This window comes from Pseudomonas sp. B14(2022) (assembly GCF_012030485.1).
Lineage (GTDB): Bacteria > Pseudomonadota > Gammaproteobacteria > Pseudomonadales > Pseudomonadaceae > Aquipseudomonas.
Window position 1 is genome coordinate 127,425 of the sequence record NZ_JAAUVM010000002.1, and the last position, 13,328, is coordinate 140,752.

A 13,328-nucleotide genomic window follows, 5' to 3' on the forward strand; every position below is an offset into this window, starting at 1 on the left:
ACCCGGTGTGGCCCACCCCATAACAATAAAAAGAGGCGAACCATGAGCAATCTAGCCTGCGTTTCTACCGATCAAGTGATGCGCTCCGACCGCCTGATGAAGTGGAAGGAGTTTATGAGTGACAACCTCGGCCGCACGCCGGAGTACATCAAGCGCCTCGAGTCCACCTACATCGAACCCTTGCACGATGCCGACTTCCAGGGCCGCCTGGAATACGGCGATCTTGGAAAACTGCGTTTTTGCCGCATGACCGCCAGCGCGCACCGCTACTCCCGTCACCTGAGCAAAGCAGTCGAGGCGCCCGATACGTCACGCATGTTGATTCTGCAAACCGCCGGCGTCAGTCATTTCCAGCAAGGCAAGCACAGCAACGCCCTGGCGCCCGACGAGTTGCTGGTGGTTGACTGCGCCCAGCCATTCAACGTCAGCAGCCCCCAAGGCTGTGAGCACTTCATCCTGTTGTTCAACGAAGGCGCCGGGCAGGCACTGGACGCTGACGACCTGCATATCAGCGCACGCAACGGGCTTGGGCGGATGTTGATGCACCTGATCGTTGACGCCTACAGCCAATATCCGCTGCTGAACAGCCAGTCGGCGGCGCTGGTCGGCGACAGTATCGTCGGGCTTTTGAACAATGCGCTGGGCAACAAGCAGGAAGAGAAGAAGCTCGAACACGACTTCCGTCACTACAAGCAGAACCGCCTCAAGCGCTATATCGAACTTCACCTGGCCGACCGCGACCTGAGTATCGAGCGCATCGCGTTTGCCGAACACTGTTCCGTGCGCAGTCTGCATCGGGCATTCCAGGACGAATTCGGTTGCAGTGTCAGCGAGTACATCTGGCAACGCCGCGTGGCGCGCTGCGCGCAAGACCTACGCAACCGTGACCTCAGCCATCGCTCGCTCACCGACATTGCTTACGCCTGGGGCTATGGCAGCAGCGCTCACTTCAGTCGCCATTTCAAGGCAGCATTCGGCATGCCGCCCAGGCTCTACCGTGAAACGGCCAGCGCCGCCCATTGAGCCAGATCGCGTTTCCCTAGGGGGCAACGCTGTGAGGCCCGAGCGCATAGCCCGCCAGCAAGGTATCCAGCGCACGGCTTACGGCTGCTCGCATTTTGCTGTTCCATCGGCCTGGGCCTGGAAGACATCGCACTGGCCAACGCCCTCTGACAGCTATGAGCCACGCGGACTTCATCATCATCGGCGCCGGCATTGCCGGTGCCGCACCCATGACTTTTTTGCACAACGCTCCGGTGTTTTTGAGCGTTTTGCTCTTATTTATGCGTGCCTATACTCGGTCCAGCCTCTCGGTGCACCCGAGGGGGTCAGTCCCCACAACAATAATTAAGGACACCGACCATGACCCAGTCCTTCCTGGCTGCCCGGGATTTTCTGCTCGCGCACCGCACCGACTACGCCACCGCCGCCCGCGACTTCCGCTGGCCGCAACTGGACGCCTTCAACTGGGCCCTGGATTACTTCGATGCCATGGCCGAGGGCAATGCCGCCGACGCGCTGTGGATCGTCGAAGAGGACGGCAGCGAACAGCGCTACAGCTTCCAGCATCTGGCCGCGCGCTCCAACCAGGTCGCCAACCACCTGCGCGCCCTCGGTGTGCGGCGTGGCGAGCGCGTACTGCTGATGCTCGGCAACGATGTGGCGCTGTGGGAAACCATGCTGGCGGCATTCAAACTCGGCGCCGTGGTGATCCCCGCCACCGCCCTGCTCAACCCCGTTGACCTGCACGACCGCATCGAGCGGGGCCAGGTACGCCACCTGGTGGTCGGCGAGGCGCATGTCGGCAAGTTCGAGGGCCTCGGTGAGGGTTGCAGCCGCATTTGTGTGGGGGCGGCGCCTACTGGCTGGGTCGCGCACAGCGCCGCTTTCGAATACCCCGAGCGGTTCGAGGCCGAAGGTCGTACCTTGGCCACGGACCCGATGCTGCTGTATTTCACCTCCGGTACCACTTCAAAACCGAAAATGGTGCTGCACAGCCACCAGAGCTACCCGGTCGGCCATCTGTCTACGATGTACTGGATCGGCCTGCAACCCGGCGACCTGCACCTGAACATCTCCTCGCCGGGCTGGGCCAAGCATGCCTGGAGCTGCCTGTTCGCGCCGTGGAATGCCGGCGCCTGCATCTTTATCCATAACGTCGCGCGGTTCAGTGCCCAGGCGTTGCTCGGCGCGCTGGAGCAGTACCGGGTGACCAGTCTGTGCGCCCCGCCCACGGTGTGGCGCATGCTGATCCAGGAAGACCTGGCCAGCTACAAACCGCGCCTGAACCTGCGCGAACTGGTGGGTGCCGGTGAGCCGCTGAATCCGGAGATCATCGAGCAGATCCAACAGGCCTGGGGCCTGCCGCTGCGCGATGGCTTCGGCCAGTCAGAAACCACCGCGTTGGTGGGCAATACGCCGGGCCAGTTGCTCAAGCCAGGGTCCATGGGTCGCCCATTGCCGGGCTACCAGGTGGCCCTGCTGGACGCCGACGGCGTGCCGGACACCGAGGGCGAAGTCGCCCTGCCCCTTGAGGTGCGCCCACTGGGCCTGATGCTCGGCTACGAAGACAGCCCGGAGAAAACCGCCGAGGTGATGCGCGACGGTTACTACCGCACCGGCGACACCGCGCAGATCGACGCCGACGGCTACATCACCTTCGTGGGGCGCGCCGACGACGTGTTCAAGGCCTCCGACTACCGTATCAGCCCCTTCGAACTGGAGAGCGCACTGATCGAACACCCGGCGGTGATGGAGGTGGCCGTGGTGCCCAGCCCCGATCCGTTGCGCCTGGCGGTGCCCAAGGCGTTCCTGATCCTGGCCCACGACGCCCCTGGCAACGCCGAGCTGGCGCGGCACATTCTCGCCTTCGCCCGCGAGCATCTGGCGCCCTACAAGCGGGTGCGGCGGATCGAGTTTGTCAGTGAGTTGCCCAAGACCATTTCCGGGAAAATCCGCCGGGTTGAGTTGCGGCAGATGGAGGTGGTGCGGCGCCAGAGCGACACACGGGGTGAACAGGAGCACTTCGAAGAAGATTTCAGCTAAAAAAAACCCGGTGACGCAGGTCACCGGGCAAAACGAAGCGACCAGCTTCAGTAACGCGGTTTGACGGTCTTCCAATCCGGTTGATAACGCTGCATCTGCTTCACGTCGTCGCGCTGGCGAATGCCGCAGGTAAGGTACTGGTCATGCAGCTTGCCCAGTTGATCATGGTCCAGTTCCAGGCCCAGCCCCGGTGCGCGGGTGATCTTCACGCAGCCGTCGACGATCGGCAGTTTGCCGCCCTTGATCACTTCTTCGTCCGGTTCTTGCCACGGGTAGTGAGTGTCGCAGGCATAGTCGAGGTTGGGCACCGACGCGGCCACGTGGGCCATGGCCATCAGGCTGATGCCCAAGTGTGAGTTGGAGTGCATCGACACGCCCAGGCCAAAGGTCTGGCACATCTTCGCCAATACCTGGGTGTCGCGCAGGCCGCCCCAGTAGTGATGGTCGGCGAGTACGATCTGCACGCTGTTCAGGGCCACGCTGCGGCGGAACTCGTCAAAATCGGTGACCACCATATTGGTCGCCAGGGGCAAGCCGGTGCGTGTGTGCAACTCGGCCATGCCTTCCAGGCCGGGGGTCGGGTCTTCGTAATACTGCAGGTCGTCGCCGAGCAGTTCGGCCATGCGGATTGAGGTTTCCAAGGACCAGTTGCCATTCGGATCGATGCGCAGCGGCACGCCCGGGAAGGCCTTTTTCAAGGCCTTGATGCACGCCACTTCATGTTCAGGGTCCAGCGCACCGGCCTTGAGCTTGATGCTTTTGAAGCCATAGGTTTCGATCATCCGCCGCGCCTGGGCGACGATCTGTACTTCGTTGAGGGCTTCGCCCCAACTGTCGGGTTTATAGGGCGAGTCGATGTGCTCGGCGTACTTGAAGAACAGGTAGGCGCTGAACGGGATCTGGTCGCGGATCGCGCCGCCCAGCAGGTCCACCAGCGGCACATTCAGCGAGTGCGCCTGCAGGTCGAGAAACGCCACCTCAAACGCCGAATAGGCATTGCTCACCGCCTTGCTCGCATGGGACCCGGGGGCCAGTTCGGCGCCGGCAATGCTCACAGGTTTGTATGCCGCCACGGTGGCCTGCACGATGGCGCGCAGTTGGTTGAGGTTGAACGGATCGAGGCCGATCAGTTGGTCCTTGACCTGTTGCTGGATCGCCAGCGCCGGGGCATCGCCGTAGCTTTCGCCAAGGCCGATGTAGCCGGTGTCGCTCTCTATTTCGATGATCGAGCGCAGGGCAAAGGCTTCGTGGATACCGCTGGCGTTGAGCAGCGGCGGGTCGCGAAACGCGATGGGGGTGACGGTGACTCGGACGATTTTCAAGAGGCGGCTCCCTGTGGGCCTGGACGCAAGGCGTGATGATGATTAGTCGGTTTGGAGGTGGGGGGCACACCGGGCCGTGGTGCGGTGCGCGCAAAAAACACCACCACCGCGGCCACCAGCGAGGTCGCGGCCAGGCCGTAGAGCCCGCCTTCAATCGAGCCGGTGGTCTGCTCCAGCAGGCCGAAGGTGGTGGGTGCAACAAACCCGCCGAGGTTGCCGACTGAGTTGATCAAGGCGATGACCGCCGCCGCGATGCGCGCATCCAGGTAACCCTGGGGGATCGGCCAGAACAGCGCGGAGGCAGCCTTGAAGCCAATCGCGGCAAAACAGATGGCGACAAACGCAAACACCGGCCCGCCCATGGTGGACATGAACATGCCGACGGCGGCGATCACGAGCATCAGCGCCACCCACGCCTGCTGGTGTTTCCACTTGCTTGCCAGGGCGGCGAACCCATACATGGCGACGATGGAAATCAACCACGGAATCGAGTTGAACAACCCCACCTGGAAGTCGCCCAGGTTGCCCATTTTCTTGATCATGCTCGGCAGCCAGAACGTGGCGCCGTAGATGGTCAGGGCAATGGAAAAGTAGATAAAGCAGAACAGCGCGATCTGCTTGTCGGCCAGCAGCTTGAACATCGACGGCCGCACGCTCTGGGTGGCTTCGCGGGCCGTTTGCTCAAGCGCGATGGCCGTCACCAGCGCGTGTTTTTCTTCGTCGCTGAGCCACTTGGCCTGATGGGGGTGAGACTGCAACCAGAACCACACAAACCCGCACAACACGACGGAGGCAAAGCCCTCGATCAGGAACATCCACTGCCAGCCATGCAGGCTCAAGCCGCTGACGTTGAGCAACGCCCCCGACACCGGCCCGGAAATCACCGAGGCGATGGCCGAACCACTGAGGAAAATCGCCATCGCCTTGCCGCGCTCGGCGGCCGGCAGCCATTGGGTGAAGTAGTAGATGATGCCGGGGAAAAAACCGGCTTCGGCCGCGCCGAGCACGAAACGCAGGATATAGAAGCTGGTTTCGCCTTTGACAAAGGCCATGGCCATCGCGGCCGCGCCCCAGGTGAACATGATGCGCGTCAACCAGGCCCGTGCGCCGTAGCGCTGCAGCAGCAGGTTGGACGGCACTTCGAAGATCGCGTAACCGATGAAGAACAGCCCGGCACCCAAGCCATAGGCGGCGGCGCCAATGCCCAGGTCGGTCTCCAAATGGCTGCGCACAAAGCCGATATTGACCCGGTCGATGTAATTGACGATGAACATCACCACGAACAACGGCAGTACATGGCGCTTGACCTTGGCGGCTGCTCGGGCAAGCACGCGCGGGTCGGGCGAATTCTGGACGGTATCCAAGGGCAACTCCCAATCATTGTTTTTTTAGGGACGCTCCGATGATGGACGTCGGGGATTGTTCCCGTCTAATCTAACTTGGCATTCGATTGATACCTGGATTAGATCAATGTTCGAACTGACGCAACTGCGCTGCTTCACCACCGTAGCCACCGAGCTGAATTTTCGCCGCGCCGCTGAACGCCTGAACATGACCCAGCCGCCCCTCAGCCGGCAGATCCAATTACTGGAACATCACCTCGGCGTGGAGCTGTTTACCCGCACCACCCGCAGCGTTGCGCTCACTGCCGCGGGGCGGGCGTTTTTTATCGAGGCCCAGAACCTGCTGGAACGGGCCCAGCAGGCGGCCGTAACCGCACGACGTTTTGCCGAGGGCGATATCGGCACGGTGAATATCAGCTTCGTCGGCAGCGCGGTGTATGAGTTTTTGCCCAGGGTCATTGCCGAGGCACGGCTCAAGCAGCCCCAGGTCAGAATCGACCTCTCGGAGATGAACACCTACCAGCAATACGAAGCCCTGCGTGCGCGCCGCATCGACCTGGGCATCGTCCGTGCGCCCCTGCTGGAACCCGGTTATGCCACCGAATGCCTGGTGCGCGAGCCCTTCGTGCTGGCGGTGCCGAGCAGCCATCGACTGGCCAGCGCCGACAGCGTCAGTGTCCACGACCTCGACGCCCAGCCCTTCCTGATGTACGCCCATTCGGCCTACCCGCCATTCAACGAACTGCTCACCGGCCTGCTGCGCTCGGCCCGTGTCGCCCCCGAATATGTGCAGTGGCTGGGCTCGTCCCTGACCATCCTGGCCCTGGTCAACGCCGGCATGGGCTTGGCGTTGGTACCGCGTTGCGCCAGCAGCGTGGTGTTCAAGAACGTGGTGTTTCGCGATATCGACCTGGGCGAAGGCGCACAGAGTGAACTGCACTTGATCTGGCGCGAGAACAATGACAACCCGGCATTCGCGATGTTGCTGGAGGGTATTCGCAGTGCGGTGCGTGACGGGTGGGCGGACTAATGGAACAGGCCTCGTCGAAATCAAAGCCTTGCTGCAATCCATCCATCGCCACCAAACAACTGTGGGAGGGGGCTTGCTCCCGATAGCGGAGTGTCAGTCACTGTAGAGGTCGACTGCCCCACCGCCGTCGGAGCAGGCCGCCCTCGCCTCACGCCACTTTGAAACGATTGACCAGGTCCTGCTGGTGCTCGGCCAGGCGCGCCAGTTCCTGGCTGGTGATTGCGGTTTGCTCGGCGCCGGCACTGACTTGGATGACCAGGTCGTTTATCTCGTTGACGTTACGGTTGATGTCTTCTGAAACCGCGCTCTGCTCTTCAGCCGCCGAGGCGATCTGCAGGTTGCGATCACTGATGCTGGCCACACCTTCGGCGATTTCCAACAGCAACTCACCCGCACGTTCGACCTTGCGCGCGCCGTCCTGGGCCTTGCCCAAGGTCTCCTGCATGGACGAGCTCGCGCGATCGGAACCACTTTGCAGGTTGCTGATCATCTGCTGAATGTTCCCCGTGGACTCCTGGGTCTTCTGCGCAAGTACCCGCACCTCGGAGGCCACCACGGCAAAGCCGCGCCCATGATCCCCGGCCCGCGCCGCTTCGATGGCCGCGTTCAAGGCCAGCAGGTTGGTTTGCTCGGCAATGCCGCGAATGACGTCCAGCACGGAGGAAATCCCATCGCTTTCCTGTTTGAGCTCGTCAATGATCAGCGCGGTGTCCTCGGCCTGCCCCGAGAGCTGGCGGATCAGGGTGATGGTGCCTTCGATCTCGGTGCGCCCTTGGGTGGTGCTGGCATTGACCCGTTGCGACAGTTGCGCCGCATCGTTGGTGCTGTGCGCCACCTCGCGCACGGTGGCGCTCATTTGGTTGATCGCCGTGGCCACCAGCTCGGTGCTTTGACGCTGTTGCTCGACGCTCTGGCTGGTCTGCATCGTCACGGCCGAGGACTCCTCAGCCGCCGTTGCAACCTGTGCGGTGGCGTTGCCGATTTCCTGCACCACGCCACTGATTTCTTGCGCCATGCGGTTGAGGTTGCGCGAGATCTGACCGAACTCGTCTTTGCTCTCATAGGTCGCCCGCGCGGTGAGATCGCGTGCTGCCAGGTCGTTGAGCACGCGGTTCAGGTCGCGCACCGCCGAATCGATCATGCGGATGATCAGCCAGGACAATACCGCCACTGCCAACAGGGCCACGATCACTGCGCCGACAGTCAGCCACAGGGCGCGGCGGGCGTCATCCCGCTCGTGCATCGCCAGGCTGCTGACACTTTGGCCCAAGGCTTCCTCGACTTGGCTCATCAGGTCAATGCGCTGGGTGGAGGTTTCAAACCAGGCTTCGGGTTTGATCCCCAGGGCCTGGCCCATCGGCACCTCAAACGCCAGGCGCTGCAACTTGCCGACCTCGACGGCGGCAGGTTGTTGCATTTGCGTGTCGAACTGCGCCAGCGAGGCCGCGGGCGCCTTGCGCCGGAACGCATCGTAGTAGGCGCCGAACTCGCCCAGGTTGCGGCTGAAGCGCGACAACAGCGCCTCATCGAAATGCCCTTGGCTGAAGACCAGGCCCAGCACCACGCGCTCGCGCCCGGCCCGCTCTTTCATCTCGATAAATTGATTCAGTGCCCCCAGCGCGTAGACGATGGTCGCGTTGTTGACGCTCGCTTCCAGGGAATGGGTGTAACCGGTCAGCACTTGGATAATCTGGGTATAACGCGCGCCGGATTCGGTGCTGTTGATGCTCAGTTTATCCACCTGCCCGCGCATGTCCGGCAGCTGGTCCAGGGCCCGCAGGACGTCGTCCAGGTTCGCATTGCCGGAAGTGGACAAACCGCGCACCACCTCGACGGCTGCGCTGGAGTCCCTGCGCATCTGCACCATCCGATCGCCCATGGACTTGCCGCCACTGCCGAGGAACACGCCACTGGCACCGCGCTCGCGCTGCAACGTAGTAATCAGTTGGCTCAACTTCTGGGCGGTGGCGCTGGCCATCACCGTGGTGTTCATGTCACGCAGCGTTTTGTAGTTGTCCACCACAAACACGCCGGCCAGGGTCAGGAACCCGAGCATGGGCAGCAGCAGTATCAACAACAGTTTCAGACGCAGCGGAGCGTTCTTAAGCATTTCCCTAAAGCCTCATGTCCATGGATCAGACTGGCGCCTGTCACGCCAAGATAGTGGCGCCATAATATCACCCATGAAAACGGCGCTACCGCTCTCGGACGGCCATCTTGAGCCAATAGGAGTTTGTACTGACCCAGATCAATAAACCCTCCCAAAACAATCGGCTGCTGGTCCCCGTGTTGATCGACCACCTTGATTGACTGACTCAATCCTCTCGAATACTTGCCTGATCCTCCGAATGTTCGGTTTTTTCGTAGATGGCCCTTGTGCCCTGATCTAGAGTTCGACAATGGGCGCCCATCGCCTTTCTTATAAGAACCAAGCCATACCAACCGATGATCAGCAGGTGAGTCAGCCATGGAATTACGCATCAACCAAAAGGCCTATCAGGTCGACGCCGACGCGGACACGCCTTTGCTGTGGGTGATCCGCGATGACCTGGGGCTGACCGGCACCAAGTACGGCTGCGGCCTGGCCCAATGCGGCGCCTGCTCAGTGCTGGTGGACGGCAATGTCGTGCGTTCGTGCGTCACGCCGGTGGCCGGGGTGGTCGGGCGTGAGATCACCACCATCGAGGCCATCGAAGCCGATGAAGTCGGCAAGCGGGTGGTCAGTGCCTGGGTCGAGCATCAGGTGGCGCAATGCGGTTACTGCCAGTCCGGGCAGGTGATGGCGGCCACCGCGCTGCTCAAGCACACCCCCGCGCCCACCAATGCGCAGATCGACGCGGCCATGGTCAACCTGTGCCGCTGCGGCACCTACAACGCCATCCACGCCGCCATGCATGACCTGGCCGCCGGGAAGGAGAGCGCCTGATGAACACGCCATCCGTCATCCCTGGCATCACCCTGGGCGAGCCGATCAACCTGTCGCGTCGACGCTTCCTGGCCAGTACGGCCGTGGGTGCGCTGGTCATCGGTTTCGGCCTGCCGCTGGGCTCGGCCCGGGTACAGGCCGCCAGTGCCGCAGAACGCGGCACCCAGGTGCCCGCGTTCCTGGAGATTCGCCCGGACGGTACGGTGCGCCTGCTCAGCCCCTTTATGGAAGGCGGCCAAGGCACCCATACCGCCATGGCGCAGATCGTCGGCGAAGAACTGGATGCCGACCCCGCCACCTTTATCGTCGAAGCCGCGCCACCCGGTGAGGCCTACGTGGTGATGGACAACGGCATGCGCATCACCGGCGGCAGCATGTCGGTGCGCATGAGCTACCCGGTCATGCGCCGCCTGGGCGCCCTCGCCCGCGCCATGCTGTTGCAGGCTGGTGCCGAGCAGCTCGGTGTGCCGGTGGCCCAACTGACCACCCAACCCGGCCGTGTGGTCCACGCCGCGTCCGGCCGCTCCCTGGGTTACGGCGAGTTGGCCGGCCGTGCGCTGGACATGCCGGTGCCCGACCCGGCCAGCATCACCCTGCGCGACCCGAGCCAGTTCCGCTGGATCGGCAAGCCGGTCAAGCGCCTGGATGCCTATGACAAATCCACCGGCAAGGCGCAGTACAGCATCGACATGAAGGTCGACGGCATGCTCCACGCCGCCGTGCAGCACGCGCCGCGCCTGGGCATGACCGTGGGCAGCCTGCGTAACCAATCGCACGTCGAAGCCATGAAAGGCGTGCACTCGGTGCATGTGCTGCCCGGTGCGGTGGCCGTGGTGGCCGAACGCTGGTGGCACGCCAAGCGTGCGGTGGAGGCGATCCAGGTCGACTGGCAGGAACCGACGGCCGACTCAACAGTGCGCGGTATGCCTGCGGATTTCTCCAGCGACGGCTTTCGCGATTTTCTCGCGGCCCAGCAAGGTCCGGCCCGTGACGACGAGAACGAAGGCGATGTGGCCGGCGCGTTGAAAAACGCCAAGACCCAGGTCGAGGCCACCTACCACAACCAATACCTCAACCATGCCCAGCTGGAGCCACCGTCAGCCCTGGCGCGCTTCAACCCCGACGGTTCGCTGGAGATCTGGCTGCCCAACCAGGCGCCCGATATGTTCCGCGCCGACATCGCCAAGCGCGCCGGGCTCGACCCCGCGCAGGTGACCCTGCACTCGCCGCTGCTGGGCGGTTTTTTTGGCCGGCACTTCCTGTATGACTCGGCCAGCCCTTACCCGCAAGCCATTGCATTGGCCAAGGCGGTGGGCCGTCCGGTCAAGCTGATCTGGAGCCGTGAGGAAGAGTTCCTGCGCGACGTGTTGCGCCCGGTCGCCGTGGTCAAGTTCCGCGCCGCGCTGGACGCCGACGGCCTGCCGGTGGCGATCGAAGCGGTGAGCGCCACCGAAGGCCCTACCGAGGCCATCGCCGGCAAGCAGGGCGAAAAACTCGACCCCACCGCCCTTGAAGGCCTGTCGGGCAAGAGCTACGCCATCCCCAACAAACGCATCGCGCAGATCTACGTCAAGGGCCCGGCCATGCTCGGTTACTGGCGTTCGGTGGGCAATTCGCTGAATGACTTCTTCTACGAAGCGTTCCTCGATGAGCTGGCGGACAAAGGCAGCCGCGATCCCTATGAGCTGCGCCTGCACCTGCTGCGTGACAACCCACGGCTGACCACCCTGCTCAAGGCCGTGGGCGAGTTGTCAGGTGGCTGGAAGCGTGGCCCCTACACCGCCGAAGACGGCACCCGGCGCGCCCGTGGCGTGGCCATGGCCTCGCCGTTTGGCTCCCACGCGGCGGTGATCGCCGAAGTCTCGCTTGAAAACGGCCAGGTCAGGGTCCACCACATCTGGGAAGCCATCGACCCCGGCAGCATCGTCAACCCGGCGATTGTGCAAGCCCAGGTCAATGGCGCGGTGGCCCTGGGCTTATCGCAAACCCTGTTGGAGGAAGCGGTGTACGTGGACGGTAAGCCACGGGCGCGCAACTACGACCTTTACCCAATCCTGCCGCCCTCACGGATGGCGCAGGTGCACGTAAAGATCGTCGAGAGTGGCGAGAAGATGGGCGGCATCGGTGAGCCTCCGCTCCCCGCTGTGGCGCCGGCCGTGGTCAATGCGGTAGCGCAGTTGACCGGCCAGCGTGTTCGCAGCCTGCCATTAAGCCGACACACCTTCAGCTAACCGAGCGAGACCGCCCATGAACAACCGTCGATTCGCAAGAACCGCAGGCTGGCTGGTGCTGCCCTGCCTGGTCGCCGCCGGCGTGCTGGCCTGGTATGTCACCCGCCAGCCCGCCACCCCGTTTGAGCAGGAACAGGCCGCCAGCGTCGACCCCGCACAGGTCAGTCGCGGCGAGTATGTCGCCCGCCTCAGCGACTGCGTTGCCTGCCACAGCCTGCCTGGCAAGGCGCCGTTCGCGGGAGGCCTGGAAATGGCCACGCCGCTGGGCGCCATTCACGCCACCAACATCACCCCGGACCGCACCCACGGTATCGGCACCTACAGCCTCGCCGACTTCGACCGTGCAGTGCGCCACGGCGTCGCACCGGGCGGCCGCCGGCTCTATCCGGCAATGCCCTACCCGTCTTACGCCAAGCTCAGCGACGACGATATACGCGCGATGTATGCGTTCTTCATGAAAGGCATACAACCGGCCAACGAGCCCAACATCCCCAGCGACATTCCATGGCCGCTCAATCTGCGCTGGCCCATCGCCCTGTGGAACGGCCTCTTCGCGCCGACCGCCACTTACGCGGCCAAACCCAACCAGGACGCGCTGTGGAACCGTGGCGCCTACATCGTCCAAGGCCCTGGCCACTGCGGCAGCTGCCACACGCCGCGCGGCCTGGCCTTCAACGAAAAAGCCCTGGACGAGTCCGGCAAGCCGTTCCTCGCCGGCGCCCTGCTCGACGGCTGGTACGCTCCGAGTCTGCGCCAGGACCCGAACACCGGTCTGGGGCGCTGGAGCGAGGCGCAGATCGTGCAGTTCCTCAAGACCGGGCGCAACGCCCATGCGGTGGTCTACGGCTCGATGACCGAAGCCTTCAACAACTCCACGCAGTTCATGGAAGACGCCGACCTGGCCGCCATCGCCCGTTACCTCAAGTCACTGCCCGGCGACCCACAGCGTGACGGCACAGCCTGGCAGTACGCGGCCGCCGATACACGCCAGGACGCCCCCGGAGCCCACACCTACGCGACCCGCTGCGCCTCCTGCCATGGCCTTGACGGCAAGGGCCAGCCCGAATGGATGCCACCCCTGGCCGGCGCCACCTCGGCATTGGCCAAGGAAAGCGCCTCGGCGATCAACATCACCCTCAACGGTTCACAACGAGTAGTGGCCGCCGGCGTCCCGGACGCCTACCGCATGCCGGCGTTTCGTGAGCAACTGTCCGACGCGGAAATCGCCCAGGTACTGACCTACGTGCGCAGCACCTGGGGCAACCACGGTGATGCGGTCGATGCCAAGGCCGTCGGCAAGCTGCGCGGGCATACCGACCCGGCCAGCAGCAGTCCGATTATTTTGCATATGCGTTGAAGGTAGCGTCCCGACCTTTTCCCCGGCGTGGGCAGTGAAATGAGCATGCCGGGGAATAAGGGTTGATGTGAACA

General features: G+C 63.4%; 9 protein-coding genes. 6 read left to right on the plus strand and 3 right to left on the minus strand.

The annotated features are described in order from the left end of the window. Nucleotides 1-42 precede the first annotated feature (42 nt). Both HCF10_RS04030 and HCF10_RS04035 read left to right on the plus strand, forming a co-directional pair. Entirely contained in the window at nt 43-1,023 is a 981-nt protein-coding gene (locus HCF10_RS04030) for a helix-turn-helix domain-containing protein (RefSeq protein WP_145337188.1), read from the plus strand. Nucleotides 1,024-1,362: 339 nt separating this feature from the next. Continuing rightward, a complete protein-coding gene (locus HCF10_RS04035) occupies nt 1,363-3,045 on the plus strand; it encodes an AMP-binding protein (protein ID WP_167654934.1) in 1,683 nt (560 codons plus the stop codon). Nucleotides 3,046-3,092: 47 nt separating this feature from the next. On the opposite strand, the gene HCF10_RS04040 is transcribed toward HCF10_RS04035, so the two are convergent. Both HCF10_RS04040 and HCF10_RS04045 read right to left on the minus strand, forming a co-directional pair. Continuing rightward, nucleotides 3,093-4,367 (minus strand): glucarate dehydratase family protein, encoded by a 1,275-nt coding sequence (locus HCF10_RS04040; RefSeq protein WP_167654935.1) that lies wholly within the window; start codon nt 4,365-4,367, stop codon nt 3,093-3,095. Then, nucleotides 4,364-5,731 (minus strand): MFS transporter, encoded by a 1,368-nt coding sequence (locus HCF10_RS04045; RefSeq protein ID WP_131698818.1) that lies wholly within the window; start codon nt 5,729-5,731, stop codon nt 4,364-4,366. The genes HCF10_RS04040 and HCF10_RS04045 overlap by 4 nt, the downstream gene beginning before the upstream one ends. A gap of 106 nt (nt 5,732-5,837) precedes the next feature. Between HCF10_RS04045 and HCF10_RS04050 the strand changes: the two genes are divergently transcribed. Continuing rightward, nucleotides 5,838-6,740, plus strand: coding sequence for a LysR family transcriptional regulator (locus HCF10_RS04050; protein ID WP_092488300.1), 903 nt, complete (start codon nt 5,838-5,840; stop codon nt 6,738-6,740). A gap of 148 nt (nt 6,741-6,888) precedes the next feature. Here HCF10_RS04050 and HCF10_RS04055 read toward each other — a convergent pair whose 3' ends face one another. Then, complete coding sequence (locus HCF10_RS04055) at nt 6,889-8,796, minus strand: methyl-accepting chemotaxis protein (protein WP_443200900.1); 1,908 nt, start codon at nt 8,794-8,796, stop codon at nt 6,889-6,891. 411 nt (nt 8,797-9,207) lie between these two features. On the opposite strand from HCF10_RS04055, the gene HCF10_RS04060 reads away from it, so the two are divergent. From HCF10_RS04060 to HCF10_RS04070, 3 genes are read left to right on the plus strand one after another with little or no spacing between them, the layout of a single operon-like run. Beyond that, nucleotides 9,208-9,666: a (2Fe-2S)-binding protein gene (locus tag HCF10_RS04060; protein ID WP_090402472.1), complete on the plus strand. Its 459-nt coding sequence runs from the start codon at nt 9,208-9,210 to the stop codon at nt 9,664-9,666. After that, on the plus strand, nt 9,666-11,897 hold the full coding sequence (locus HCF10_RS04065; protein ID WP_167654937.1) for a xanthine dehydrogenase family protein molybdopterin-binding subunit: 2,232 nt from the start codon (nt 9,666-9,668) through the stop codon (nt 11,895-11,897). Before HCF10_RS04060 ends, HCF10_RS04065 begins: the two co-directional genes overlap by 1 nt. A gap of 16 nt (nt 11,898-11,913) precedes the next feature. Next, nucleotides 11,914-13,254: a c-type cytochrome gene (locus tag HCF10_RS04070; protein WP_167654938.1), complete on the plus strand. Its 1,341-nt coding sequence runs from the start codon at nt 11,914-11,916 to the stop codon at nt 13,252-13,254. Nucleotides 13,255-13,328: the final 74 nt, after the last annotated feature.